The organism is Herbaspirillum seropedicae (genome assembly GCF_001040945.1).
Taxonomy (GTDB): Bacteria; Pseudomonadota; Gammaproteobacteria; order Burkholderiales; family Burkholderiaceae_D; genus Herbaspirillum; species Herbaspirillum seropedicae.
Window position 1 is genome coordinate 5,387,635 of the sequence record NZ_CP011930.1, and the last position, 25,648, is coordinate 5,413,282.

The 25,648-nt window shown below is 64.5% G+C and carries 22 protein-coding genes; 13 read left to right on the forward strand and 9 right to left on the reverse strand.

What is annotated here, in order from left to right; translation table 11 throughout:
* Positions 1-2: 2 nt before the first annotated feature.
* From ACP92_RS23465 to ACP92_RS23480, 4 genes are all read right to left on the reverse strand, one after another.
* Complete coding sequence (locus ACP92_RS23465; RefSeq protein ID WP_013236617.1) at positions 3-878, reverse strand: OBAP family protein; 876 nt, start codon at positions 876-878, stop codon at positions 3-5.
* 241 nt (positions 879-1,119) lie between these two features.
* Positions 1,120-2,202 carry a histidinol-phosphate transaminase gene (gene hisC, locus ACP92_RS23470; RefSeq protein WP_013236618.1) on the reverse strand — a complete coding sequence of 361 codons (1,083 nt, stop codon included), beginning with the start codon at positions 2,200-2,202 and terminating at the stop codon, positions 1,120-1,122.
* Positions 2,203-2,296: 94 nt separating this feature from the next.
* A complete protein-coding gene (locus ACP92_RS23475) occupies positions 2,297-2,995 on the reverse strand; it encodes a hypothetical protein (RefSeq protein ID WP_013236619.1) in 699 nt (232 codons plus the stop codon).
* Between the two features lie 90 nt (positions 2,996-3,085).
* Complete coding sequence (locus tag ACP92_RS23480) at positions 3,086-3,760, reverse strand: Crp/Fnr family transcriptional regulator (RefSeq protein WP_013236620.1); 675 nt, start codon at positions 3,758-3,760, stop codon at positions 3,086-3,088.
* A 177-nt stretch (positions 3,761-3,937) separates the two neighbouring features.
* Between ACP92_RS23480 and ACP92_RS23485 the strand changes: the two genes are divergently transcribed.
* Complete coding sequence (locus ACP92_RS23485; RefSeq protein WP_013236621.1) at positions 3,938-5,578, forward strand: acyl-CoA synthetase; 1,641 nt, start codon at positions 3,938-3,940, stop codon at positions 5,576-5,578.
* Positions 5,579-5,600: 22 nt separating this feature from the next.
* On the opposite strand, the gene ACP92_RS23490 is transcribed toward ACP92_RS23485, so the two are convergent.
* The 5 genes from ACP92_RS23490 to ACP92_RS23510 all read right to left on the reverse strand — a co-directional run bounded on the left by ACP92_RS23490 (position 5,601) and on the right by ACP92_RS23510 (position 11,436).
* Positions 5,601-6,194: a putative pterin-binding protein gene (locus tag ACP92_RS23490; RefSeq protein WP_013236622.1), complete on the reverse strand. Its 594-nt coding sequence runs from the start codon at positions 6,192-6,194 to the stop codon at positions 5,601-5,603.
* Positions 6,195-6,333: 139 nt separating this feature from the next.
* Entirely contained in the window at positions 6,334-7,248 is a 915-nt protein-coding gene (gene panS, locus ACP92_RS23495; protein ID WP_013236623.1) for a ketopantoate/pantoate/pantothenate transporter PanS, read from the reverse strand.
* Between the two features lie 339 nt (positions 7,249-7,587).
* Positions 7,588-9,255, reverse strand: a complete 1,668-nt coding sequence (gene ettA, locus ACP92_RS23500) for an energy-dependent translational throttle protein EttA (RefSeq protein ID WP_013236624.1) — start codon at positions 9,253-9,255, stop codon at positions 7,588-7,590.
* Positions 9,256-9,295: 40 nt separating this feature from the next.
* A complete protein-coding gene (gene rarD / locus ACP92_RS23505; protein ID WP_013236625.1) occupies positions 9,296-10,192 on the reverse strand; it encodes an EamA family transporter RarD in 897 nt (298 codons plus the stop codon).
* A gap of 23 nt (positions 10,193-10,215) precedes the next feature.
* Positions 10,216-11,436, reverse strand: a complete 1,221-nt coding sequence (locus tag ACP92_RS23510) for a Bcr/CflA family multidrug efflux MFS transporter (RefSeq protein WP_013236626.1) — start codon at positions 11,434-11,436, stop codon at positions 10,216-10,218.
* A 305-nt stretch (positions 11,437-11,741) separates the two neighbouring features.
* Between ACP92_RS23510 and ACP92_RS23515 the strand changes: the two genes are divergently transcribed.
* From ACP92_RS23515 to ureC, 12 genes are all read left to right on the forward strand, one after another.
* Positions 11,742-13,163, forward strand: a complete 1,422-nt coding sequence (locus ACP92_RS23515; RefSeq protein WP_013236627.1) for an ABC transporter substrate-binding protein — start codon at positions 11,742-11,744, stop codon at positions 13,161-13,163.
* Between the two features lie 15 nt (positions 13,164-13,178).
* Positions 13,179-14,900: a sensor domain-containing diguanylate cyclase gene (locus ACP92_RS23520; RefSeq protein WP_013236628.1), complete on the forward strand. Its 1,722-nt coding sequence runs from the start codon at positions 13,179-13,181 to the stop codon at positions 14,898-14,900.
* 101 nt (positions 14,901-15,001) lie between these two features.
* A complete protein-coding gene (locus tag ACP92_RS23525; protein WP_013236629.1) occupies positions 15,002-15,829 on the forward strand; it encodes a ferritin-like domain-containing protein in 828 nt (275 codons plus the stop codon).
* Between the two features lie 369 nt (positions 15,830-16,198).
* Positions 16,199-17,452: an urea ABC transporter substrate-binding protein gene (urtA, locus tag ACP92_RS23530; RefSeq protein WP_013236630.1), complete on the forward strand. Its 1,254-nt coding sequence runs from the start codon at positions 16,199-16,201 to the stop codon at positions 17,450-17,452.
* 245 nt (positions 17,453-17,697) lie between these two features.
* Positions 17,698-19,314 carry an urea ABC transporter permease subunit UrtB gene (urtB, locus tag ACP92_RS23535; RefSeq protein WP_013236631.1) on the forward strand — a complete coding sequence of 539 codons (1,617 nt, stop codon included), beginning with the start codon at positions 17,698-17,700 and terminating at the stop codon, positions 19,312-19,314.
* Positions 19,311-20,441: an urea ABC transporter permease subunit UrtC gene (gene urtC, locus ACP92_RS23540; protein ID WP_013236632.1), complete on the forward strand. Its 1,131-nt coding sequence runs from the start codon at positions 19,311-19,313 to the stop codon at positions 20,439-20,441. Before urtB ends, urtC begins: the two co-directional genes overlap by 4 nt.
* Complete coding sequence (urtD, locus tag ACP92_RS23545) at positions 20,438-21,307, forward strand: urea ABC transporter ATP-binding protein UrtD (RefSeq protein ID WP_013236633.1); 870 nt, start codon at positions 20,438-20,440, stop codon at positions 21,305-21,307. Before urtC ends, urtD begins: the two co-directional genes overlap by 4 nt.
* Before the next feature lie 18 nt (positions 21,308-21,325).
* Positions 21,326-22,024, forward strand: coding sequence for an urea ABC transporter ATP-binding subunit UrtE (urtE, locus tag ACP92_RS23550; RefSeq protein ID WP_013236634.1), 699 nt, complete (start codon positions 21,326-21,328; stop codon positions 22,022-22,024).
* A gap of 275 nt (positions 22,025-22,299) precedes the next feature.
* Positions 22,300-23,199: an urease accessory protein UreD gene (locus ACP92_RS23555; RefSeq protein WP_414091907.1), complete on the forward strand. Its 900-nt coding sequence runs from the start codon at positions 22,300-22,302 to the stop codon at positions 23,197-23,199.
* Positions 23,200-23,279: 80 nt separating this feature from the next.
* On the forward strand, positions 23,280-23,582 hold the full coding sequence (locus tag ACP92_RS23560) for an urease subunit gamma (protein WP_008333723.1): 303 nt from the start codon (positions 23,280-23,282) through the stop codon (positions 23,580-23,582).
* A 10-nt stretch (positions 23,583-23,592) separates the two neighbouring features.
* Positions 23,593-23,937 (forward strand): urease subunit beta, encoded by a 345-nt coding sequence (locus ACP92_RS23565; protein WP_013236636.1) that lies wholly within the window; start codon positions 23,593-23,595, stop codon positions 23,935-23,937.
* Positions 23,934-25,634, forward strand: a complete 1,701-nt coding sequence (gene ureC / locus ACP92_RS23570; protein ID WP_013236637.1) for an urease subunit alpha — start codon at positions 23,934-23,936, stop codon at positions 25,632-25,634. The genes ACP92_RS23565 and ureC overlap by 4 nt, the downstream gene beginning before the upstream one ends.
* Positions 25,635-25,648: the final 14 nt, after the last annotated feature.

The window sequence follows — 25,648 nt, forward strand, 5'->3', positions numbered from 1 at the left end:
CCTCAGCGCGAGGAACGGGCATTGCGGTCGGGCTCGCTGGCGCGGGAATAGTCATCGTCCTGGCGGTGGGCGTGGGCGTTGCCGGTGGGGTCGGTGATCTGCCAGGCCTTGCCGTGCAGCCAGCCGTTGGCCTGCGGGGATGGCGCGGGCGCGGCGATATCGGCACGGTCGAGGCGCTTGGCCTCGGCATCGATGCGCATGCGCCGGTTGCGTTCTTCGACCATGGCCGCTTGCGCCTGACCATCGGCAGTGAAACCCATCATCAACTGCGGCACGCCCAAGGGCAGGGTCTTGTCCAGATCGGTATGCCAGGTGTGCCAGGTCTTGCCGTAGCTGCCGACCAGCTTCTTCATCAAGGCCTTCTCGGCCGGCTGCGGCACGCCGGGCGCCACCAGCTGGCCCGACTTCACCTCATAGGCGTGGCTGTGCCAGAGCGGTTTTTCCTGCGCCGGCAAGGCGTCGAACAGACGCGCGCTGATGATGTATTCGATGCCCATCATCTTGGCGTCCCGGCCATTGCCGTCGAAGATCAGGCACTGGATCAGCTCTTCGTTGAGGATGCTGCAATAGTGATGGGCTTCCATCTGCGCGTCCTGGCGGTCGCTGTAGAAGTGGAAGCCGTCGAGATAGGTATTGATGGCTGCGACGGGCCACTTGTCCTGCAGGGCGTCCGCGCCCGCTTCGAGCAGCCGGGTCTTGCCGCTTTCGGCCGCGCCCGGCGCACTCACGGCGGAGCGGGTATCGCCGCTGCGCTCGCAGGCGCTCAGCAACACGCCGGCGGCCATCAGCAGGCAAGGCGCAAGACGCGTCATCACCAGAACGGCGCCGAGATCAGCAGCACCAGGATCAGGACTGCGCCTGCGGCCTTCCAGGGCCATTTGTAGGTTCGTCGTTGCATGGATGTCCTCCTCTGAAGTGTCGGGCCGCAGGAAATGCGGCAGAGAGAAGTCATCCTAGCGGGCAGGCGCCCGGCCATACAATCGGCGATCAAGGTAGGCGCGCGTAGGAAAGAAAGAAAAGCGGAAGAAATGCAGAAGAAATGGGAAAAAACGCCGCTGACGTTTTCTGCACATCGGGCCGCGCGGTCAATACCGGCGCGGCCCGCAGGCAAGCCTGCTGCTACTGCTGGCCGAGATGGCGGCGCAGCGCCTCCACCAGGACGCCGCAATCCTCATCGGTGCCGATGGTGATACGCAGGAACTGGCTGATGCGCTCGCTCTTGAAGTGCCGCACGATGATGCCGTCGGCGCGCAATGCCGCCGCCAGTTGCGCCGCGTCGTGCTGCGGATGGCGCACGAACAGGAAGTTGGCCGCCGACGGCAAGACCTGGAATCCAAGTCCGGCAAGCTGGGCAGCCAGCGCGGTGCGGCTGGCGATGACCATGTTGCAGGTCTTGCGGAAGTAGTCCTCATCCTCGATGGCAGCGGTCGCGCCGGCGATCGCGGGGCGGTCCAGCGGATAGGAGTTGAAGCTGTTCTTGACCCGCTCCAGCGCATCGATCAGGTCGGCATGGCCGACCGCAAAGCCCACCCGCATGCCGGCCAGCGCGCGCGACTTGGACAGGGTCTGCACCACCAGCAGGTTGGGATAGCGCTGCACCAGCGGGATGGCGCTCTGGCCGCCGAAATCGATGTAGGCCTCATCGACCACCACCACACGTTCAGGATTGCCCTGCAGGATGCGCTCGACGTCTGCCAGTCCCAGCAGGCAGCCGGTGGGCGCATTCGGGTTGGGGAAGATGATGCCGCCGATGGCCTGGCCATGGCCCAGATAGTCCTCGCTGCGCAGGGTGAAGTCCTCGGCCAGCGGCACGGCGCGATACTCGACCTGGTACAGGCCGGCATAGGTGGGATAGAAGCTGTAGGTGATGTCCGGGAAGAGGATGGGCTTGCCATGCTGCAGCAGCGCGTGGAAGGCATGCGCCAGCACTTCATCGGAACCGTTGCCCACGAACACCTCGCGCACGCTGACGCCATCGGCGGCGTGACGGCGGGCGATGGCCTGCTTTAGGGGTTCGGCGTCCGGATTGGGATACAGGCGCAGGCTGTCGCTGACTTCGCGGGCGATGGCCTGCAAGGCCAGCGGCGAGGGGCCGTAGGGGCTTTCATTGGTGTTCAGCTTGACCAGGCGGGCGATCTTGGGTTGTTCACCGGGGGTATAGGGCGTCAGGCGGCTGACGATGGGGCTCCAGAACTTGCTCATGAGAATGCGGCCCCTGCCGGGCCGTGCTGAATTGAGGGGAAAGCGCAGATGGTAGCAAACTTGCCGCCCACCGGCGCCAGTCGCCCTGGAAATCTCAGAAATAGGGACGGTAGCGCGGCTGGCGCGGGGCATCCCCACCAGAGTGCTGCGCCGCCCCGATGGCAGGCAGGGCCGCAGGTGCGACGCTGCTGCTGAGCAGGGAGATAGCGCGGCTGGCAGTCCCGGGCGGCAGGCCGATCAGGTCCTGGCAAGCCCGTTGCAGGGCCGGCAAGGTCGCAAATCCTGCTGCGGCCGGCGCGGGAGCCGAGGCAGCGCCGGCATCGTCCATGCGCGCCAGCTGCGCCAATACCCAGGCCACGCGCTGCTCGCGCACCAGGCTGCGCAGCGATTCGCCTTCGGCAAAGAGCAGGGCGCGCAGCCGCGCCGTGCTGAGCTGCCAGTCGCCGGCGATACGCTCGGCGCACCAGTGCGCCGCTGGCTGCGCGAAGATGGCGGCGGCCAGACGGCGAGCGTGGGGCTTGCTGGTATCGGCGGCGCGCTCCAGGTCGGCGCTGGATTGCGTCTCCAAGGCCAGCGACCAGACGGCCGGCCGCATGCCCTGCGCGCTCACGCGCGGATGGGCCAGGCAGGCAAAGCGCACGAACGATGGCACCGTGAAGCTCTCGCCCTCGCCCAGCTCGACAGCCACGCCGCCGCTCTTCAAGGTGGCCGCGCCCTTCCATACCCGCACGCGCGCCGGTGCGGCAAAGCGCAGGTCGTGCAGGTGCAGGTGATGATGGGTGACGATGGCCATGGATGTGTCAGAAGGGGCAGCGGCTGCGGGAGGCTGGCCCGATCTTAAGACAGGGACGGCGGCAAGACTGTCATCGTGGTGACAGGCCGCTTAGAGCGAGGCCATGCCGAAGGCGCGCAGGCCATCCAGGTCGACCACGCGGATGCTCTGGTAGGAGATCTCCACCAGGCCCAGCTCGGCCAGACGGCGCATGGCCTGATTCACGCGCTGGCGCGACAGGCCGGTCAACAGACCGATCTCTTCCTGCGACAGCTCCAGCACCTTGGACGTGCGCGGATACAGCATGGGATGGAACAGCTGCGCAATGGCCTGCGCCACGCGGGCATCGACATCGAGCAGCCGCTCGTTCTGGACGGTCGCGATGAACTGGCCCATGCGCTCGTTCAACTGGCCGATCACGAAGGCATTGAAGGGCAGGCTCTCGGCCATGAGGCAATGGAAGGTATCGGCCGGCACCAGCAGGATCTGCGACGCCCGGATGGCGATGACGTCATAGCGGCGCGGCTCGCGCTTGATGACGCTGCCCTCGCCGCACCAGCCGCCTTCGGGCACGCCCGAGAGCGTGCTGCTGCGACCATCGATGTTGTAGACGGCCAGCTTGATCAAGCCCTCATGCACGCCGATCCAGTATTGCGAGAGCTCACCGCGCCGGGCCACGAAGGCATCGGCGGCATAGCGCACGCGCTGGGTGGTGGCCGCCGCCAGCGCACGATGCTCGCTGGCCAGCGCGGCGAACCAGTCGTATTGCTGCAGAAGCTGCGCCATCGGGCTGCTCATAGGGTGGGCACGGAGGTGGAGGGAAACGGCAAACATTGTCGCATGTCAGCCTTGTCGTCGTGATGACAAAGCGCAAGGCGGCATCGGTGCTACCCTAGCGCGATAGCACGCGGCTGATAAAAAATGCACAGGCCGCCACCCTCATCCCGCTGCAAGGAGACCAGCATGGCAGACTTCGACACCGGCCTTGGCCGCAATGCCGCCAATTACGCGGCCCTCACGCCCATCGACTTCATCGCGCGCGCCGCCGCCGTCTATGGCAAGCGCACCGCCATCATCCACGGCGCGCTGCGCCAGGACTGGGACCAGACCTATCGCCGCACACGTCGCCTGGCCAGCGCCCTGCAAGGCCTGGGAGTGGGCAAGAACGATACCGTCTCGGCCATGCTGCCCAATACGCCGGCGATGGTGGAGGCGCACTTTGGCGTTCCCATGGCGGGAGCGGTGTTGAATGCACTCAACATCCGGCTCGATGCCGAATCGATCGTCTTCATGCTGCGCCATGGCGAGGCCAAGGTGCTGCTCATCGACAGCGAATTCGCTGCACTGGCGCAGCAGTTGCGCACGCAACTGCCGGCGCTGAAGATCGTCGAGGTGTTCGACGAACTGGGTCCACCGCCGGTGGCCGGCGAGCGCTTCGGCCATCTGGAATACGAAGCCCTGCTGGCCGGCGGCGATGAGCATTTCGACTGGCAGATGCCGGCCGACGAATGGGATGCGATTGCCCTGAACTATACCTCCGGCACCACCGGCGACCCCAAGGGCGTGGTCTATCACCATCGCGGCGCGGCCTTGAATGCGGTCTCCAACATCCTCGAATGGGACTTGCCCAAGCATCCGGTCTACCTGTGGACGCTGCCCATGTTCCATTGCAATGGCTGGTGCTTCCCGTGGACGGTGGCGGCACGCGCGGGCGTGAATGTCTGCCTGCGCAAGTTCGAGCCCAAGCTGGTGTTCGACCTCATCGCCGAGCATGGCATCACCCATTACTGCGCTGCGCCCATCGTCCACGCGGCCTTGGCCAATGCGCCCGAAGGCTGGCGCGCCGGCATACGCGGCCCGGTCAAGGCGATGGTGGCCGGCGCGCCGCCGCCAGCGGCCGTGCTGGCCAAGATGGAGGCAATGCAGTTCGAGCTGACCCATGTGTATGGCCTGACCGAGGTCTATGGCCCGGCCGCCGTGTGTGCGGAACAGGATGAATGGAACACGCTGTCGGTGGACCAGCGCGCCGTGCAGAAGTCGCGCCAGGGCGTGCGCTATCACCTTCAGAGCGGGGTCACGGTGCTCTCACCGGACACCATGGCGCCGGTGGCCGCCGATGGTGAGGAAATCGGCGAGATCATGTTCCGCGGCAACATCTGCATGAAGGGTTACCTCAAGAACGACCGTGCCACCCACGAAGCCTTTGCCGGCGGCTGGTTCCATACCGGCGACCTGGGCGTGATGAATGCCGATGGCTATATCAAGATCAAGGATCGCAGCAAGGACATCATCATCTCCGGCGGGGAAAACATTTCCAGCGTGGAGGTGGAGGACGTGCTGTATCGCCATCCCGCCGTGCTGGCCGCTGCGGTGGTGGCGCAGCCCGACGAGAAATGGGGCGAGACGCCCTGCGCCTTCGTCGAGCTGAAGGAAGGGGCCGAGGTCGGCGCGGCTGAACTGACCGAGTTCTGCCGCAGCCACCTGGCTGGCTTCAAGGTGCCCAAGGCGATCTACTTCGGCCCGCTGCCCAAGACGTCCACCGGCAAGATCCAGAAGTTCGAGCTGCGCAAGCGCATGAAGTCGGACAGCGCCATCAACGTCTGAGGCGCTGCCCTACGGCATCTCATCAGGCCTTGCGTACGGCGATGTGATACAGGCCCCACGGACATTGGCCGAAACGCTCCGGCAAGGCACGCGCGGCCATGTCGGGGAAGCTGTCGGCGTCATAGACGGCCCACAGCGGACCCAGGCCGCCCAGCGGGATGGGCTTGCCATCGAGGTGGGTGGCGATGATGAAGCGATACTTGGCGATATCGGCTGGCGAGACCAGGACCGCATAGCCATCCACGGCGCGCAGGGCGCAGTTCTCCAGGGCGGCGGGCGCACCCACGGCGCGCAATACCTCCGAGAGCAGCGGGCCGCGCAGGCGGTGGCGGCGGCCGTCGTATTCCAGCGTGGGCTGGATCTCCACCGAGGGCAAGGCCGCCAGGGCGGCGAAGTCGAAGGTATAGGCCTTGTCGAAACTGAGCTTCTGCTTGGCCATCATCTGGTCCAGCGCCGGATCGAGCGCGCCGCGATTGGCCTTGCCGATGTCGCCGGTGATGGTGAGCAGGACCGGGCCAGCGCTGGCGCCGGCCTTCTTGTCAGCCGCCAGCGCCGGCAGAGCGACGGGCGCGGCCAGCAGCGAAGCGCCCAGGCTGAGGAACTTGCGTTTTTGCATCGGATTCCCTCTCCTTCGGTATGGATGTGAGCTGTATTGATGGCGGATTGTAGACGCATCGGCGCGCAACCGACAACGCACAAGGGACAACGGCCCGGTTCCATCAGGAAGCGGGCCGTTGTCTTCAGCGTCGGACTACTCAGTCACGCGGCGGACGCCCGCGCCAGTAGCCGGCCAACAGCGAGCCCGAGAGGTTGTGCCACACCGAGAACAGCGCGCCCGGCAAGGCCGCCACCGGCGTGAAATACAGCTTGCCCAGCGCGGCGGCCAGTCCGGAATTCTGCATCCCCACTTCAATGGCCAGCGTGCGGCAGACCGCTTCGTCGAAGCCCAGCAGGCGACCACCCCAGTATCCCCCCAGCAAACCCAGGCCGTTGTGCAGGATCACGCCCACCAGCACCACCAGGCCCACCGAAGCGATGCTGGCCTGGCTGCCGGCGACCACTGCGGCGATGATCAAGAGGATGGCCACCATCGATACCAGCGACAGATAGGGCTCGATGCGGCGGATCAGCTTGCCTGCGAACAGGTTCAGCACCAGGCCGACCGCGATGGGGACGACGACGATCTGCACGATGGACATCAGCATGGCATGGGCGTCGAAGTGGATGGAGGCATCCACGTAGAGCTCGGTGAGCATCGGCGTGGCGAACACCGACACCAGCGCCGACAGTGTGGAAATGGTGACCGACAGCGCGACGTCGCCGCGCGAGAGATAGATCATCACGTTGGAGGCGGTGCCCGAAGCGACGCTGCCCACCAGCACCATGCCGGCGGTGAGATCGGGCGGCATGCGCAGCACCTTGGCGATGATCCAGGCCGCCAGCGGCATGACCAGGTAGTGCAGGATGATGCCGGCGGCGACTGGCGCGGGGCGCTTGATGATGCGCTTGAAGTCGTCCACCGTGAGGGTGACGCCCATGGTCAGCATGATCAATGTCAGCAGCTGGGTGATGTATTTGCCGATGGGCGTGAAGGTCGGCGGAGTGAAGTAGGCAGCGGCGGAAAGCAGCAGCGCCCACACGGGAAAGAGGCGGGTGATGGTGGCAAGCATGGCAGTGGATGAAAGGATCTATACAGTCCCGGCCGCCGATGCGATCGGGGACAGGTGGCGCGTTCTTTTTCTGGGTGCTGCGCGCGTGGCGCAAACGAAAGGCAGAGGCCGTCTCGCACCGGATAGGACGGCGACCTCTTCCTGGGCTTGCGCCGGATGGACGCAAGGGCGTGATTCTACCCGCGCAGGGGCTTTTCTGCCGCGTCCCGCCTGGCGCGACGCCGCGGCGGGCGCATGTTGACGCGGTCGGCGCGAAAAAAAAACGCCGCTGGCTTGTCCAGCGGCGTCTTGCTGCATGCACCTGCCCGGTTTGCCCGGGCTTGCGCATCGGTCAAGCCATTAGCGCGTAACCGGCTTGTAACGGATACGCTTGGGCTTGGCGGCTTCTTCGCCCAGGCGCTTCTTCTTGTCGGCTTCGTATTCCTGATAGTTGCCGTCGAAGAAGGTGACCTGCGAATCGCCTTCGAAGGCGATGATGTGGGTGGCGATACGGTCCAGGAACCAGCGATCGTGGGAGATCACCAGCACGGTGCCGGCGAATTCCAGCAACGCATCTTCCAGGGCGCGCAGGGTTTCCACGTCGAGGTCGTTGGAGGGTTCGTCCAGCAGCAGGACGTTGCCGCCCTGCAGCAGGGTCTTGGCCAGGTGCAGACGGCCGCGCTCACCACCGGAGAGGTTGCCGACGATCTTCTGCTGGTCGCCGCCCTTGAAGTTGAAGCGGCCCAGGTAGGCGCGCGAAGGCATTTCGAAGCGGCCCACGGTGAGGATGTCGGCGCCGCCGGAGACGTCTTCGAAGACCGTCTTCTTGTTGCCCAGGTCTTCGCGCGACTGGTCCACCAGCGATACCTTGACGGTGGGGCCGAGCACGACTTCGCCGCTGTCCGGGGTTTCGCGGCCGGCCAGCATGCGGAACAGGGTCGACTTACCGGCGCCGTTGGGGCCGATGATGCCGACGATGGCGCCGGCCGGAATCTTGAAGTTCAGATCGTCGATCAGCAGACGGTCGCCATAACCCTTGCTGACGTTCTTGAATTCGATGACTTCATTGCCCAGGCGCTCGGCCACGGGAATGAAGATTTCCTGGGTCTCGTTGCGCTTCTGGTATTCGTATTCGGACAGCTCGTTGAAGCGCGCCAGACGCGCCTTGCTCTTGGCCTGGCGGCCCTTGGGGTTCTGCCGCACCCACTCCAGTTCCTTGGCGATGGTCTTCTGGCGCGCCGATTCGCTGGCTTCTTCCTGCTTCAGGCGCGCTTCCTTCTGTTCCAGCCAGGAGCTGTAGTTGCCCTTCCAGGGGATGCCGTGGCCACGGTCCAGTTCCAGGATCCATTCGGCGGCGTTGTCGAGGAAGTAGCGATCGTGGGTGATGGCCACCACGGTGCCGGGGAAGCGTTGCAGGAACTGCTCCAGCCAGTCCACCGATTCGGCGTCCAGGTGGTTGGTCGGTTCGTCCAGCAGCAGCATGTCGGGCTTGGAGAGCAGCAGCTTGCACAGCGCCACGCGGCGCTTTTCGCCGCCGGAGAGCACGCCGATCTTGGCGTCCCAGGGCGGCAGGCGCAGTGCGTCGGCGGCCATTTCCAGCTGCTGGTTGAGGCTGTTGCCGTCAGCGGCGGCGATGATGGCTTCCAGGCGCGCCTGTTCGGTGGCCAGGGCGTCGAAGTCGGCGTCTTCCTCGGCATAGGCGGCATAGACCGCATCGAGCTTGGCCTGGGCTTCGAAGACTTCGCCCAGGGCGCTTTCGACTTCCTGGCGCACGGTCTTCTCGGCGTCGAGCTGGGGTTCCTGCGGCAGGTAACCGATGTTGAGGTTGGGCATCGGGATGGCTTCACCCTCGATTTCCTTGTCGATGCCGGCCATGATCTTGAGCAGGGTGGACTTGCCCGAGCCGTTCAGGCCGAGCACGCCGATCTTGGCGCCGGGGAAGAAGGACAGCGAGATGTCCTTGAGGATCTGCCGCTTCGGCGGCACGATCTTGCCGACGCGGTTCATGGTAAAGACGTATTGGGCCATGGTATGAGTTGCCAGTAAGAGGGAAACGATAGGGCAGCGTTCAGGCGCCGCCGGCGCTGGGCTCTGCCGAGCTTTGCGCGCGGGTGCGCAGGTAGCGCCACAAGCCTTCGGCGGAGTATACCGCGAGCGCCGCCCAGATCACGCAAAAGCCGATGGCGCGCGCCCCGGTAAAGGCTTCGCCGTAGATCAGCACCCCGCCCAGCAGCTGGATGGTGGGCGAAATGTATTGCATCAGGCCCAGCATCGACAAGGGGATGCGACGCGCGCCATGGGCAAAGAGCAGCAGCGGCACCGCCGTGATGGGGCCGGACAGGGCCAGCAGGATCCGGGCCGAGGTGGAGGCATGGGTGAAGGCATTGCTGTCGCGCAGCGTATCCACACCCAGGACCAGCAGCACCAGGGGCAGCATCAGCAGGGTTTCCAGCGACAGGCCTTCGAGCGCACCGAGGTGCGCGGTCTTGCGCAAGAGGCCATAGAAGGCGAAGCTCAGGGCGATCAGCAAGGAGACCCACGGCAGGCTGCCATTGGCGATGGTCAGCCAGATCACCGCCCCCAGCGCCAGGAAGACCGCCAGCCATTGCAGCGGCCGCATGCGTTCCTTCAAGATCAGGTAGCCCATGAAGACGCTCATGAGCGGGCTCATGAAATAGCCCAGGCTGGTATCGACGATGCGCCCGGCGTTGACGGCCCAGACATACAGGGTCCAGTTGCCGGTGAGCAGCAGCGCCGACAGCAGGAAGCCGCCCACCACCATGGGCCGCTTGACGACCTCCCCGACCCAGCGCCACTGCCGCCGCCAGGTCAGCACGGCCACCAGGAACACGCAGGACCAGAACAGGCGATGCACCACGATATCGAAGGAGGGGATCTCCTTCAACAGCTTGAAGTAGAGCGGAAACAGGCCCCACAGGATGGAGGCGGCGACGGCGTAGAGCATGGTCGGTCAGGCCATCGGCGCGGTCATTGCGGCGACACCGCCGGCGCATGCTTGGCCGCGAAGTGATAGACCAGCAGGGCCGTGACCCCGCAGACCGCCATCACCGAGACCAGCGGCAAGGCCGTGCCGTCATGCCACAGGCTCATGGCCACACCGGAGAGCACGCCCATGCCGAACTGCAGGCTGCCCATCAGGGCGGCGGCGGTGCCGGCCTGGCGGCCCTGGTGCTTCAGGGCGATGGCGGTGGCGTTGGGGCCGGTGAAGCCATAGGCGGTCAGGAAGCCGAAGAAACCTAACAGGAGCAGCGGCAGCGTTTCCAGCCCGACCAACACCAACAGCGAGACCGTCAACGACAGACCAGCGGGCACCCACAGCACCTTGCCCAGCACGCGTTCGGCCGAACGCTTGACCACCAGGCGCGCATTGACCTGCGAGGCGGCGATGAGGCCGATGGCGTTGGAGGCGAAGACGAAACCGAAATACTGCGGCTTGACCCCATGCAACTCGATCACCACGAAGGGGCCGCCGGCGATGTAGGCAAACATGCCGGCCTGCACCAGGCCGCCGCACAGCACATACGACATGAACTGGCGGTGCCGCAGCAAACCCCAGTACTGGCGCAGGGTGCGGCCCAGGTGCAAGGGTTCGGCGCGGGACACGTCCACGGTTTCGGTGAGGTACTTGCGCGTACCCAGGATGCACAGCAGGCCGAACAAGGTCAGCACCACGAAGATGCCGCGCCAGCTGGCGAAGACCAGCATCAGGCCGCCGATGAAGGGCGCCAGGATGGGCGCCAGGCCGAACACCAGCATGAGCATCGAGAAGGCCTTGGCCGAGCCTTCCGCCCCCATGCGGTCGCGCACCATGGCGCGCGGGATCACCATGCCCGCGCTGCCGCCCAGGCCCTGGAACAGGCGCAGCACGATCAGCGTCTCGATGTTCTGGGCGAAGATGCACAGCAGCGAACAAACGAAATACAGCGCAATGCCGAAGAACAGCGGCGGCTTGCGCCCGAAGCGGTCCGACAGCGGGCCGTAGAACATCTGCCCCACGGCCACGCCGATCAAGAAGGTCGCCAGCGTCAGCTGGACCTGGTTGGTCCCCACGCCCAGGTCCTGGGCGATGGCGGTGAAGCTGGGCAGGTACATGTCGATGGCCAGCGCGCCCATGGCGGTAAGGCCAGCCAATACGGCCAGCCATGCGGGAAATTTGCCCGTCGAGAGCGATGTGTCGTTGTTCTGCATGTGGAAATGATGAGGCAGCTGCCGGGGCAGCCTGATGGCGTGAGGCCGCCATTATAGATCGGTGCGCAATTTGCTTCAGGCATCCAGGTCAAGGCCCCAGCGTCAACACGAGCAACAAACCTGAGCCTGGACAAGGAAATGGCAGGCCATCTCTCCCCGGATTCGTGCACGACCGTACAAAAACTGGCACACTCGTTTCCACAGAGCTCACAGCCAGGCAACAGTGCAGCGAGCGGCGAGGAGGCGCACCGTATCACGATGACGCCAGGAAACACAGACAAAACTCATAGCCGCAGGGGGAATCGATGCATGGACGATCCACGCCATCCAGCAGCGTTGCAGGACCAACAGATGAAGTAGGTGCGCCCGCGGCCTGCGCTGCGGATTCGGCCTATTCTGCCTATTCGGCGTGCTCGCGGCGCACATGGCTGCGCGCCAGCGCCGCCGCCACAGCCTCGCTGCTGCTGGGCTGCGAGCGCGCGGGCAAAGAGGAAAGCTCAACAGTCGAGCTGGCGCCGGCGCAGGACACGCTGGTGCTCAACGCCCTGGTCTGGGCGCCGGACTGGGCCGAGGAAATGCAGCGTGTCTGCGATGGCTTCATGCATGAGCACCCTGGGGTGCGCATCAACCTGCAATTCATGATCGGCAATTCGGTGGAGGAAAACCTCAAGCCGCGCGCCACCACCGACAGCCTGCCCGACATCGTCTCGGTCAACGCCAGCCCCTACACCGCCAGCCTGGCGGACCAGGGCCTGCTGGCCGACCTGGGCCAGACGCGCAGCTGGCACGGCCTGCTGGATATCCTGCAACGCGAGTGGACGGCGCCGGGCGGCTGCCGCTTCGGGCTGCCTTCGGGCGTGGCCACGACGCTGATCTATTACCACCCCGACCTGTTCGAACGCGCTGGCATCCAGGCGCTGCCGGGCGACTTCGAGCAATTCCTGGCGGCCGGCGCAGCCTTGCGTCGGGCCGGCATCACCCCGCTGGCGCTGTCGGGCGGCTTTCCCAACATGCTGGGCAACGGACCTTTCAGTTACGGCTTTGCCAATCTGGTGGCCAGCAGCACGCCGGACTGGCGCCAGCACATCGCCAACGGCACGCTGGCGCTGGACAATGCCCAGGGCTGGGCAGTCTTCAGCCGTCTGCGCACCCTGATGACGCGACACCTGGTGCAAGCCGATTGCCTGCGCGCCGGCTACGACGCCACCCTGCGCCAGTTCGCCGAGGGCCGCGCCGCCATGACCTTCCAGGGCAGCTGGGCGGCCGGCGTGCTCATGCAGGGGCGCGGCCAGCCGGTGGGGGTGTTCGTGCCGCCGTGGAATGACAAGGATCAGCCGCGCCAGGCCGTCATCGGCAGCGAAACCGGCTTTGCCATCGCCCAGCGCATCAGCGCGCGGCACCGCCAGGCGGCGGCGCGCTTCCTGGACTATCTGTTCGGCGCGGGTCTGCCGGTCTGGCAAGGCAAGCGCCAGAATATCCTGCCCTTCAAGACGCCCGCCCCTTCGGCCAAGGGCGATGCCGCCCTGTTCGCGCTGGCGGCCGGGATGGCGCGCGACGCGGCGGCCACGGGCGCGCCGGGACTGTATTACTCCTACCTGCCGGTCAATACCATCGACGTGCTGCATGCGCTGCTGCCGGCGGTGCTGTCGGGCAAGACCACGCCTGTGCAGGCGGCCCGCGCGCTGCAGGAGTCCATCAGCGCGCAAGCCCGCGTGGGCGGCAAATAAGAGCGAGGCCAAGGCATGCGCAAGCGACTGGACTTCCTCTCCCGCCATTTCCTGCGCCGCATTGCGATCGGCTATCGGCTCATCAGCGCCTTCATCCTGGTCTCGCTGTTGCCGCTGCTGATCTCGGGCCTGCTGGCCTATGGCGAAACCAGCCGCGCGACCCAGGACAAGGTGCGCGCCTACTCGGTGCAAGTGGTCCAGCAGATCTCGCAGAACCTGCTCTTGCGCATGGAAAAGATCGAGGACACCAGCGAAGCGCTGGCGCTGTCGGAGAAGATGCAGCGTCTGCTGGCCGACTACTACAGCGGCGACGCCGACGCCAGCGCAGCAGCCCGCAACAGTGCGGCGCGCGTGCTGCTCGATACCTACGGCGCCTTGACTTACGTGAACCAGAAGTATTTGCTGGACCGTGACCGCCAGGTCATCGATCCGCAAATCTTCGCGCCGCTGGCCAGCAGCATCGGCCGGGTGGCGGAAGAGGCCCCCGAGCTGACCGGGCGCGGCTGGTGGACGCTCTACCACGCCGGCCATGGCCAGAAGAGCCTGGCCATGCTGCGCGAGGTGCGCTTCACCGCCAACAACCGGCCTGCCGGGGTGCTCTTCGTGGGCGTGCATCCGAGTTACTTCTTCGACATCTTCCGTGGCGCGGACCTGGGCTATGGCGCCAGCATTTCGATTGTCGACGCCAGCGATGGCGCAGTGGTGGTACAGAGCCGGGAATCTTCCGCCAGCCAGGCCGATCCGGCGCTGCTGGGCGGCATCACCGAGAGCCTGGCGCAAGGCCGCGACAGCGACTTCATCGCCTATGTGGGCGCTGACAAGACCCCCTATTACGCCGCCATCGCACGCCTGCCGCATACCTCCTGGTGGGTGGCCAGCATCACGCCCAGCGATCGCCTCAATGCCGATACGCGCTCGGTGCGGGACAAGATCATCGCCATCGGCCTGGTCTGCTTTGCGGTCTCGCTGCTGCTCTCGGCGCTGATCTCGCGCAGCATCAGCGTACCGCTGCAACGGCTGGTGGCGGCGATGAAGGAGGCGGGCAGCGGCGACACCACGGTACGGGTGGAACAGCACGGCAATGACGAGATCGCAGTGCTTTCGCGCAAGTTCAACGAGATGGCCGGCAAGCTGCAGCAGAACAGGGAAGTGCTGGAAGAACAGGTGCGGCTGCGCACCCGCGAACTGGAGCGCGCCAACCGCAAGCTCGAGGCGCTCTCGGCCACCGACGGGCTCACGGGCGTGGCCAACCGGCGTCGCTTCGACGAGGCGCTGGCCAATGAAATGCGGCGCGCGGTGCGCTCCGGCCAGTCATTGGCCTTGCTGATGCTGGACGTGGATTACTTCAAGAAATACAACGATCGCTATGGCCACCTGGCCGGCGACGAATGCCTGCGCATCGTGGCGCGGGTGCTGCAGAAGAGTTCGCGTCGCGCTACCGACCTGGTAGCGCGCTACGGCGGCGAAGAGTTCAGCGTCATCATCGCCGAATGCGATACCACCCAGGCGCTGCAACAGGCCGAGAACATCTGCCAGGCCATCTTCGAACTGAAGCTGCCACATGCCGATTCGCCCTTCGGCTACATCAGCGCCAGCATCGGCGTGGCCGTGCTGCTGCCCGATGAGCATACCGCGCCCGAACAGATGGTGCGCATCGCCGACCAGGCGCTGTATCACGCCAAGTACCAGGGCCGCAACCGCGTCGTGCTCGGCAGCGACGCTACCCAGGGCCTCTAGAGCAGCCTTCCTGACGCCGCGCTGACAGCCCTGAACCAATGCCGGTGCGCTGCATCATACCGCTATGCCAACCCGTTCCTGACAGAGAAAGGTATAGCAAGATGAGCTCGAGCCGCCAAGAAAAACAACACTGGACCATTGAAGACATCGACTTCTCCCGCATCGACCTGGCGCGGGTGCGACAGGATGAAGACCTGTTCTACCTGGTGGCCTGCGCCTCCTTTGTCGAGAGCGGTTCCGACCTCTACACCCACAACCTGGTCGAATACTACAAAGGCGACGCCGAGGTCGAGACCTGGCTGCGCGAGCAATGGGAACAGGAAGAGCTGCAGCACGGCGCGGCCCTGCGCGCCTATGTCGAGCACGTCTGGCCGGAATTCGACTGGCAGCGCGCCTATCAGGGCTTCCTGGATGAATATTCGCAGTATTGCAAGGTCGAGCTGCTCGAGCCCACCCGCGCCCAGGAGCTGGCCGCGCGCTGCGTGGTCGAGACCGGCACCTCGACCTATTACCGGGCGCTGGCGCGCGCCACCGACGAGCCGGTCCTCAAGCAGCTGGCCGGGCTGATCGCCAATGACGAGGTCAACCACTACAAGCACTTCTACCATTACTTCCGCCGCTACCGCCGCGAGGAAAACATCGGCCGCTCGCGCGTCTTCGGCACCCTCAGCCGCCGCACCCTGGAACTGAAGAACGAAGACGCCGATTGCGCCATCCGCCACGTGGCCATGGTCTACAAGCCGGAACTGGCGGCCGATCCGGCCCGCCTGAAGGAACTGGCCTCGCGCATGAGCCGCACGGTGCGGGTCAATCTCAAGCCCGAGACCACCATCAAGATGATCATGCGGCCGCTGGAATTGCCCATCCGCCTGCAGAACATGATCGAATTCCCGCTGCGGCAGTTCATGCAGCATGTGCTGCTGCGCTGAACGATCCAGGTTGGCGCAAGCGCGGCCTCCGCTGTGATTTGCTGATTGCCAACAATTGAGAACGCGCGCGGCCTGAACTGGCAACAGCCCGCAAACCCGCTTGTGACATGGCTTTTCGGCCGCCCCAAGATCGGGCGGTCGCAAGCGCCAGCTTGGTGAATATTGCCATCCCGCCATTAAATTGTTGACGATTGCGCCCGCCTTTGGTGCGCAATCGTTTTCATCCTGGCACGACCTCCCCTGCCAGGCCTCCCTCTTCGCCCCGCTTTGATGCAGCCGCACGCCCATTTCCGGGGATTGGCACGCAATCTGCTAAAGCGACTGGGCAGTGAAAAAATTCTTCCAAAACTCTTCTCGAGGGAGCACCACATGTCACGTCGTACCGTACTGAAAGCCACCGCTCTGGGCGCATTCGCACTGGCCGCATCCTCCTGGCTGCCTTCGGCTTTCGCTGCCGACACCATCAAGGTCGGTATCCTGCATTCGCTGTCGGGCACCATGGCCATCTCTGAAACGTCCCTGAAGGATGTCGCCCTGATGACCATCGATGAGATCAACGCCGCCGGCGGCGTGATGGGCAAGAAGCTGGAACCGGTGGTGGTCGACCCGGCCTCGAACTGGCCGCTGTTCGCTGAAAAGGCGCGTCAGCTGATCTCGCAGGACAAGGTCTCGGTGGTGTTCGGCTGCTGGACTTCGGTGTCGCGCAAGTCGGTGCTGCCGGTCTTCAAGGAATTGAACAGCCTGCTGTTCTACCCGGTGCAGTACGAAGGTGAAGAACTGGAGAAGAACGTCTTCTACACCGGTGCGGCGCCCAACCAGCAAGCCATTCCGGCCGTGGAATACCTGATGTCCAAGGAAGGCGGCGGCGCCAAGCGCTTCGTGCTGCTGGGCACCGACTACGTCTATCCGCGCACCACCAACAAGATCCTGCGCGCCTTCCTGCACAGCAAGGGCGTGAAGGATTCCGACATCGACGAGGTCTACACCCCGTTCGGTCACTCCGATTACCAGACCATCGTGGCCAACATCAAGAAGTTCTCCGCCGGTGGCAAGACTGCGGTGATCTCGACCATCAACGGCGACTCCAACGTGCCCTTCTACAAGGAACTGGGCAACGCTGGCCTGAAGGCGACCGACGTGCCGGTGGTGGCGTTCTCGGTGGGTGAAGAAGAACTGCGCGGCGTGGACACCAAGCCGCTGGTGGGCCACCTGGCCGCCTGGAACTACTTCGAATCGGTGAAGAATCCGGTCAACACCGCCTTCATCAAGAAGTGGAAGGAATACGCCAAGGCCAAGAACCTGCCCAACGCCGATACCGTCGTGACCAACGACCCGATGGAAGCCACCTACGTCGGCATCCACATGTGGGCGCAAGCCGTGGAAAAGGCCAAGTCCACCGACACCGACAAGGTGATCGCGGCCATGGGCGGCCAGACCTACAAGGCGCCCTCGGGCTACACGCTGGAAATGGACAAGACCAACCACCACCTGCACAAGCCTGTGATGATCGGCGAAATCAAGGCGGACGGTCAGTTCAACGTGGTCTACAAGACCAAGACCACCATCCGCGCGCAACCCTGGAGCCCGTACATCCCGGGCAACGAAAGCAAGCAGAAGAACTAAGCTTGCGCTTGTTGTTGTAGTTCATGGCGTTCTTCGGAGCGCCTTCGATACGCCGCTGGCGCGGCTACTCAGGACGAACGGTCCGTGGGTTGTGCAACAAAGACCCGTTCGGACTGAGTAGCCGCAAGGCGGCGTATCGAAGGCGCTCCGTCCGCCCAGGCATTCCCCTCCACAAGAAAACCGCCCGACGACTCGCCCCGGCCACAGCATCGTGCCCGGCCCGCGCTTCGCGGCGCACACCGACCATGAAACCAGCCATCCAGTTCCTACGCGGGCTGCTCGCGACCTGGCTTTGCGTCCACGCCCTGGCGGCGTCGGCGGCCATCGATCCGGCCTTGCTCAAGCCCCTTGGCGGAGACGACCCCGACGCGCGCATCGACGCCGTCAACCAGATTGCCGCGCTGGCCAATGATGACGCGCTCAAGATTCTCAACGCATTGAACAGCGACGCGCTCTACGTCACCCCGGCCGGCGACGTGCTCATCGTCGATGAGGCCGGCCAGGCCTTCAACCCGGCCACCGACAAGAGCGGCCCCGCGCCCGATGACGCCGAAGGCATTACCGTCAACAACCGTCTGCGCGGTGCGGTCGATGGCGCGCTCTCGGGCCTGAAGCTGCTCTCGCCGCAACGCGAGCAACGCCTGGCGGCCGCCAATGAATTGCTCAAGAATGCCGACCCGGCGCAGATCCCCTTGATCGTCAAGGCGCTGGCCAAAGAAAGCGATGCGCAGATCAAGGATGTGCTGCAACAGGTGCAGGCCACCGCCAATCTGCATTCTCCTGATCCCGCTGCGCGTCGCGCCGCCGTCAAGACGCTGGCCGACACCACCAATGCCTCCTTGAAGCCGGCCCTGGAAAACATGCTGGCCAAACATCCCGATGGCTCCTACGTGGAACCCGATGAGGGCGTGCGCGTGGAAGCCGTGCGCACCCTGGCCGCGCTGGACCGCCACTTGGCCATCGTCGATTTTGCCGGCAAGCTGTTCTATGGCGTCTCGCTGGGTAGCGTGCTGTTGCTGGCGGCGCTGGGCCTGGCCATCACCTTTGGCCTCATGGGCATCATCAACATGGCGCATGGTGAATTGCTGATGATCGGCGCCTACACCACCTATGTGTGCCAACTGGTCTTCCGCAAGTTCTTCCCCGGCGCCATCGATGCGTATCTCGTGGTGGCGCTGCCGGCGGCCTTCATCGTGGCCGCCGCCGTCGGCATCGCGCTGGAGCGCCTGGTGATCCGCTGGCTCTATGGCCGTCCGCTGGAAACCCTGCTCTGCACCTGGGGCATCAGCCTGATGTTGATGCAAGGCGTGCGCTCCATCTTCGGTGCGCAGAACGTGGAAGTGGCCAACCCGAGCTGGATGTCGGGCGGTGTCACCGTGCTGGGTTCGCTGGTGCTGTCCTATAACCGCATCGTGATCGTGTTCTTCGCGCTGTTCGTGGTGTTCGCGGTCTGGCTGATCTTGAACAAGACCCGCCTGGGCCTGTTCGTGCGGGCCGTGACGCAGAATCGCCGCATGGCCGATTGCGTGGGCGTGTCCACCGGCAAGATCGACATGATGACCTTCGGCCTGGGTTGCGGTATCGCCGGTCTGGGCGGCGTGGCGCTGTCGCAGCTGGGCAACGTCGGCCCCGACCTCGGACAAGGTTACATCGTGGATTCCTTCATGGTGGTGGTGCTGGGCGGTGTGGGCCAGTTGGCCGGTACCGTCATCGCCGCCTTCGGCCTGGGTGAGGTCAACAAGTTCCTGGAGCCGATGGCCGGCGCCGTGCTGGCCAAGATCGCCATCCTGGTCTTCATCATCGTATTCATCCAGAAGCGCCCGCAAGGCCTCTTCGCACTCAAGGGAAGGAGCGTGGAATGAGCACCATGATCATGCGCCCCTCGCTGTTCAATCGTCCGGCCTGGACCGGCATCGTCATCTGCACCATCGTCCTGGCGCTGCTGCCGGTCTGCAACCTGCTGTTCCCCGCCGGTAGCGCATTGCACGTCTCGTCCTATACCGTCGCCCTGGTCGGCAAGTTCATGTGCTACGCCATGGCGGCGCTGGCGCTGGACCTGGTGTGGGGCTACACGGGCATCCTCTCGCTGGGACATGGCGTGTTCTTTGCCCTGGGCGGTTATGCCCATGGCATGTACCTGATGCGCGCCATCGGCCGTGATGGTGTGTACCAGAGCGACCTGCCGGACTTCATGGTGTTCCTGAACTGGAAGGCCTATCCCTGGTACTGGTGGATGACGGATCACTTCTGGTTCGCCATGCTGCTGGTGGTGCTGGTGCCGGGTCTCTTGGCCTTCGTGTTCGGTTACTTCGCGTTCCGTTCGCGCATCAAGGGCGTGTATTTCTCCATCATCACGCAGGCCATGACCTTCGCCTTCATGCTGCTGTTCTTCCGCAACGATACCGGCTTTGGCGGCAACAACGGCTTCACCGACTTCAAGCGCATCCTCGGCTTCACCATCACTGCACCTGCCACCAAGGCGGTGCTGTACCTGGTGACGCTGGGGCTCCTGTTCGGTGCGCTGGTACTGTGCCGCATGATCGTCACCTCCAAGCTGGGTCGCGTGCTGCAGGGCGTGCGCGATTCCGAATCGCGCCTCATGTTCATCGGCTACAACCCGCTGTGGTTCAAGCTGTTCGTCTGGACGCTGTCGGCCGTGATCTGCGGCATCGCAGGTGCGCTGTACGTGCCGCAGGTGGGCATCATCAATCCCTCCGAGATGTCGCCGGCCAATTCCATCGAGATGGTGATCTGGGCCGCCGTCGGTGGCCGGGGCACGCTGATCGGTCCCATCATCGGCGCCTTCACCGTCAATGGTCTGAAGAGCTGGTTCACGGCCGCCTTCCCGGACCTGTGGCTGTATGCGCTGGGCCTGATCTTCATCCTGGTCACGCTGTTCCTGCCGCAAGGCATCCTCGGGCTGGTGCAGAAATTCAAGAAACGCGATGCCGTTGCCGCTGAAGGCAGCGCATCCAAGGAGGCAGCATGAGCGCAGTCGAACCCGGGAAAAATCCGGTCGCCATCGGCGGCCTGGGCGGCAACGTCGATACGCCACGCGCCGATCACGGCACGTCCTACGAGCGCATCAAACCCGAGGGCGTCGATACCACCCACGGCGCCATTCTCTACCTGGAAAACATCACGGTGTCCTTCGATGGCTTCAAGGCCATCAACAACCTGAACCTGGATATCTCGGTGGGGGAGCTGCGCTGCATCATCGGCCCCAATGGCGCGGGCAAGACCACGATGATGGATGTGATCACCGGCAAGACCCGTCCTACCTCGGGCACCGCCTTCTTCGGCCAGACCATCGACCTGACCAAGATGACCGAATACGAGATCGCCCACGCCGGCATCGGCCGCAAGTTCCAGCGTCCGACCGTGTTCGAGCAGCACACCGTGTTCGAGAACCTGGAACTGGCGATGAAGATGGACAAGCGCGTCAAGACCACGCTCTTTGCGCGCCTGTCCTCCGAGCAGATCGGCAAGATCGAGGAGATCCTCAAGCTGATCCGCCTGAACGGCCAGGAGCAGCGCGTCGCCGGCCTGCTCTCGCACGGCCAGAAGCAATGGCTGGAGATCGGCATGCTGTTGATGCAGGAACCGCAATTGCTGTTGCTCGATGAACCGGTGGCCGGCATGTCCGACGCCGAGACCGCCCGCACCGCTGAGCTGTTGAACGAGTTGCGCGGCAAGCATTCCATCATGGTGGTGGAACACGACATGGGCTTCGTCGAAGAGATTGCCCAGGGTGGCAAGGTGACCGTGCTGCATGAAGGATCGGTGCTGGCCGAGGGCAATATGCGCCAGGTGCAATCCAATGAGCGCGTCATCGAAGTCTACCTGGGACGATAAGAGCGGAGACCATCATCCATGCTGCAAGTCAATGAACTGAACCAGTACTATGGCGCGGCGCATACGCTGCGCGGTGTCTCGCTCGATGTGCAAAAAGGGAAGGTATTGTCCCTGCTGGGGCGTAATGGCGTGGGCAAGACTACGCTCTTGAAATGCCTGATGGGCGTGCTGCCGGTGGCCAAGGGCAATGTCATGTTCGAAGGCCATGACATCACCAAGCTCAAGCCGCACCAGCGCGCCAAGCTGGGCATCGCCTACGTGCCGCAGGGGCGCGAGATCTTTGCGCGCCTGACGGTCGAGGAAAACATGCTCATGGGCATGGCCACGCTGTCGGGCCGCCGTGCATCCAGCATCAAGGGCGAGGTCTATGAGCTCTTCCCGGTGTTGAAGGAAATGCTGCATCGTCGCGGCGGCGATCTTTCCGGCGGTCAACAGCAGCAGCTGGCGATTGCCCGCGCACTGCTGGCCGAACCCAAGCTCATCATCCTGGATGAACCGACCGAGGGCATCCAGCCTTCCATCATCAAGGACATCGGTCGTGTCATCAGCCTGTTGCGCCAGCGCGGCGACATCGGCATCCTGCTGTGCGAGCAGTATTTCGACTTCGCGCGCGAACTGGCCGATACTTTCGTGGTGATGTCGCGCGGCGAGGTGGTGGCTGCCGGCACGCAGGATCAGATGGATGGCGAGGATGTGAAGAAGCATCTGGCGGTGTGAGCAAAGGATGTCCGAACGGGAAGAGATGGAAATGATGCTCCCCCCGACCGTTCGGACTGAGTAGCCGCGCAGCGGCGTATCGAAGGCGCTCCAAGGTTGCGCCCGGCACAGTGCCTTCGATACGACCCTACGGGTCTACTCAGTACGAACGGGGGGCGATGCACAAGACGAAGCTGCGCTTTTGCAGCGGGTCTGCTATAAAGTCGCATGTTCGCGGCCAGGCAATCCGGCAGTCCGACTCTGAGCGCCGCCTTCCACGCAATGAAGAACCAGGTATGAAACGACTCCCCGGCCATCCGGAACCCGCCAGCATGCCGGCCCCCGCGACACCAGGCGCGCCTCTGCGGCATGCGCCGGACCAGGCACGCCTGGCGCTGGGCTTTGCCGACGACAAGGGTACGACGCGCCTCATGCGCCGCCAGCACTTCGGCCCCCTGCGCGTACAGAAACCGCTCTATCCCGAAGACCCGTCGATCTGCCATGCCATCATCGTCCACCCGCCGGGCGGCATCGTCGGTGGCGACCAGCTCTCCATCACCGCCGAGGCGGGCGAACGCGCCCATGCGCTGCTGACCACGCCCGGTGCGGGCAAGTGGTATCGCGCCAATGGCCAGTCCTCCCGCCAGGCCGTCAGGCTCGACGCCGCAGCAGGGGCGACACTGGAGTGGCTGCCGCAGGAAACCATCTTCTTCGATGGCGCCGAGGTGCGCATGGAACATGAAGTGACCCTGGCCGCCAACGCGGCTTACCTGGGTGCGGAAATCCTCTGCTTCGGCCGCACCGCTTCGGGCGAAACCTTCAACACCGGCGCAATCAGCCAGCGTACCAGCATCCGCCGTGGCGGCAAGCTGGTGTGGTTCGAGCAGGGCCGCCTGCAGGCCGAGGCAGGCGCCATGCAAGGTCCGCTGGCGCTGGATGGGCAGACCATCTGCGGCACCCTGATTGCCGTAGGCGATGGCATGGATGCCGCCCTGTTGGGCCACTTGCGCGAGACCATCGGGGCGCTGCAACTGGAAGGACGCAGCGGCGCCACGCTGATGAAGCAGGTACTGATCGCGCGCTACATGGGGCAATCCAGCCTGGTGGCGCGGCAGTGGCTGCATGCGGCGTGGCATGTGCTGCGGCCAGCCGTGACCGGCAAGGAGGCCGCCATCCCGCGCATCTGGAATACCTGAATACGCTGCATCAGAAAAACTGCATCAAGCGACGTTGAACCTTATAGAACCTGAAGGCCGCCAGCCGGCCGGGAGCCAACATGGAACTGACCCCACGAGAAAAAGACAAGCTGCTCATCTTCACCGCCGCCCTGCTGGCCGAGCGCCGCAAGGCCCGGGGCCTGAAGCTGAACTATCCGGAAGCGGTGGCGCTGATCACGGCGGCCATCATGGAAGGCGCACGCGATGGCAAGACGGTGGCCGAACTGATGTCCGAAGGCACCACCATCCTGACCCGCGACGACGTCATGGAAGGGGTGCCGGAGATGATCCCCGACATCCAGGTCGAAGCCACCTTCCCCGACGGCAGCAAGCTGGTCACCGTCCACCATCCGATTCCTTGAGGAGCGCGTCATGATTCCAGGCGAAATGCTGGTCGAACCCGGCGACATCGAACTCAACACCGGCCGCCCCACCGTGACGGTGACGGTGGCCAACAGCGGCGACCGTCCGATCCAGGTCGGCTCCCACTTCCATTTCTACGAAACCAATCCGGCGCTGCGCTTCGAACGTGAAGCGGCCTATGGCATGCGCCTCAACATCGCAGCCGGTACGGCAGTGCGCTTCGAGCCCGGACAGGAACGCACGGTGGAACTGGTGGCGCTGGCAGGGGACCGCCGCGTCTATGGCTTCAATGCGCTGGTGATGGGCAAGCTGAAGGCCCAGCATGGCAACGACAAGAAGGGGCAAACCAAATGAGCAAGATTTCCCGTTCGGCCTATGCCGAGATGTTTGGCCCCACCGTCGGTGACCGCGTGCGCCTGGCCGATACCGAGCTGTTCCTGGAGGTGGAGAAGGACTATACGGTCTATGGCGAGGAAGTGAAATTCGGCGGCGGCAAGGTGATCCGCGACGGCATGGGCCAGTCGCAACGCGCCCATGCGGACGTGATGGATACCGTCATCACCAATGCCCTGATCGTGGATCACTGGGGCATCGTCAAGGCCGACATCGGCATCAAGTCGGGCAAGATCGCCGGCATCGGCAAGGCCGGCAATCCCGACATCCAGCCTGGCGTGACCATGGCCATCGGTGGCGCTACCGAAATCATCGCGGGTGAAGGCATGATCGTCACCGCCGGCGGCATCGACAGCCACATCCACTTCATCTGTCCGCAGCAGATCGAGGAAGCCCTCATGAGCGGCGTGACCACCATGCTGGGCGGCGGCACCGGTCCTGCCGTGGGCACGGCGGCGACGACCTGCACGCCCGGCCCGTGGCACATCCATTCCATGCTGGCCGCGGCCGACGCCTTCCCGATGAACCTGGGTTTCCTGGGCAAGGGTAACGTCAGCCTGCCGCTACCGCTGGAAGAACAGATCCGCGCCGGCGCCATCGGCTTGAAGCTGCACGAGGACTGGGGCTCGACCCCGGCGGCCATCGACAACTGCCTGACGGTGGCCGACCGCATGGACATCCAGGTGGCCATCCACACCGATACGCTCAACGAGGGCGGCTTCCTGGAACACACCCTGTCCGCCTTCAAGGACCGCACCATCCACACCTTCCACACCGAAGGCGCAGGCGGCGGCCATGCACCGGACATCATCGCCGCCGTGGGCGAGGGCAACGTGCTGCCGTCCTCGACCAATCCGACGCGTCCCTTCACGGTCAATACGCTGGACGAACACCTGGACATGCTGATGGTCTGCCATCACCTGGACCCGGCCATCGCCGAAGACATCGCCTTCGCCGAGTCGCGCATCCGCCGCGAGACCATCGCCGCCGAAGACATCCTGCATGACATCGGCGCGATCTCGATGATGTCGTCCGACTCGCAGGCCATGGGCCGGGTGGGCGAGGTGATCATGCGCACCTGGCAGACCGCGCACAAGATGAAGGTGCAGCGCGGTTCGCTCAAGGAAGACACTTCCCGCAACGACAACTTCCGTATCAAGCGCTACATCGCCAAGTACACCATCAACCCGGCCATCACCCACGGCATCGCGCACGTGGTCGGTTCGCTGGAGGTGGGCAAGCTGGCCGACATCGTGTTGTGGAAGCCGGCCTTCTTCGGCGCCAAGCCGTCGATGATCTTGAAGAGCGGCATGATCGCAGCCGCCCAGATGGGTGACCCGAACGCCTCGATTCCGACGCCGCAGCCGGTGCATTACCGGATGATGTTCGGAGCCTATGGCGGTGGCCTGAAGACCTCGATGACCTTCGTCTCGCAGGCCGCCTTCGATGCCGGCATCGGTGAGCAGTTGAAGCTCAACAAGCCCGTGGTGGCCGTGAAGAACATGCGCAACCTGCGCAAGCGCGACATGATCCACAACGGCGCCACGCCGAAGATGGAGGTCGATGCCGAGACCTATGAAGTGCGCGCCGATGGCGAGTTGCTGGTATGCGAACCGGCGGTCTCGCTGCCGCTGGCGCAACGCTATTTCCTGTTCTGATTTTCTTTAGATTT

Bases quoted from the DNA above. Each gene is read 5' to 3' on its own strand.
- ACP92_RS23515 (WP_013236627.1), top strand. From the start codon at position 11,742: ATGCATGGACGATCCACGCCATCCAGCAGCGTTGCAGGACCAACAGAT.
- ACP92_RS23510 (WP_013236626.1), bottom strand. From the start codon at position 11,436: ATGCAGAACAACGACACATCGCTCTCGACGGGCAAATTTCCCGCATGG.
- ACP92_RS23555 (WP_414091907.1), top strand. From the start codon at position 22,300: ATGAAACGACTCCCCGGCCATCCGGAACCCGCCAGCATGCCGGCCCCC.
- ureC (WP_013236637.1), top strand. From the start codon at position 23,934: ATGAGCAAGATTTCCCGTTCGGCCTATGCCGAGATGTTTGGCCCCACC.
- ACP92_RS23480 (WP_013236620.1), bottom strand. From the start codon at position 3,760: ATGGCGCAGCTTCTGCAGCAATACGACTGGTTCGCCGCGCTGGCCAGC.
- ACP92_RS23565 (WP_013236636.1), top strand. From the start codon at position 23,593: ATGATTCCAGGCGAAATGCTGGTCGAACCCGGCGACATCGAACTCAAC.
- urtE (WP_013236634.1), top strand. From the start codon at position 21,326: ATGCTGCAAGTCAATGAACTGAACCAGTACTATGGCGCGGCGCATACG.
- hisC (WP_013236618.1), bottom strand. From the start codon at position 2,202: ATGAGCAAGTTCTGGAGCCCCATCGTCAGCCGCCTGACGCCCTATACC.
- panS (WP_013236623.1), bottom strand. From the start codon at position 7,248: ATGCTTGCCACCATCACCCGCCTCTTTCCCGTGTGGGCGCTGCTGCTT.
- urtA (WP_013236630.1), top strand. From the start codon at position 16,199: ATGTCACGTCGTACCGTACTGAAAGCCACCGCTCTGGGCGCATTCGCA.
- rarD (WP_013236625.1), bottom strand. From the start codon at position 10,192: ATGCTCTACGCCGTCGCCGCCTCCATCCTGTGGGGCCTGTTTCCGCTC.
- ACP92_RS23560 (WP_008333723.1), top strand. From the start codon at position 23,280: ATGGAACTGACCCCACGAGAAAAAGACAAGCTGCTCATCTTCACCGCC.
- ACP92_RS23490 (WP_013236622.1), bottom strand. From the start codon at position 6,194: ATGCAAAAACGCAAGTTCCTCAGCCTGGGCGCTTCGCTGCTGGCCGCG.
- ACP92_RS23475 (WP_013236619.1), bottom strand. From the start codon at position 2,995: ATGGCCATCGTCACCCATCATCACCTGCACCTGCACGACCTGCGCTTT.
- ACP92_RS23465 (WP_013236617.1), bottom strand. From the start codon at position 878: ATGGCCCTGGAAGGCCGCAGGCGCAGTCCTGATCCTGGTGCTGCTGAT.
- ACP92_RS23525 (WP_013236629.1), top strand. From the start codon at position 15,002: ATGAGCTCGAGCCGCCAAGAAAAACAACACTGGACCATTGAAGACATC.
- urtB (WP_013236631.1), top strand. From the start codon at position 17,698: ATGAAACCAGCCATCCAGTTCCTACGCGGGCTGCTCGCGACCTGGCTT.
- urtD (WP_013236633.1), top strand. From the start codon at position 20,438: ATGAGCGCAGTCGAACCCGGGAAAAATCCGGTCGCCATCGGCGGCCTG.
- urtC (WP_013236632.1), top strand. From the start codon at position 19,311: ATGAGCACCATGATCATGCGCCCCTCGCTGTTCAATCGTCCGGCCTGG.
- ACP92_RS23520 (WP_013236628.1), top strand. From the start codon at position 13,179: ATGCGCAAGCGACTGGACTTCCTCTCCCGCCATTTCCTGCGCCGCATT.
- ettA (WP_013236624.1), bottom strand. From the start codon at position 9,255: ATGGCCCAATACGTCTTTACCATGAACCGCGTCGGCAAGATCGTGCCG.
- ACP92_RS23485 (WP_013236621.1), top strand. From the start codon at position 3,938: ATGGCAGACTTCGACACCGGCCTTGGCCGCAATGCCGCCAATTACGCG.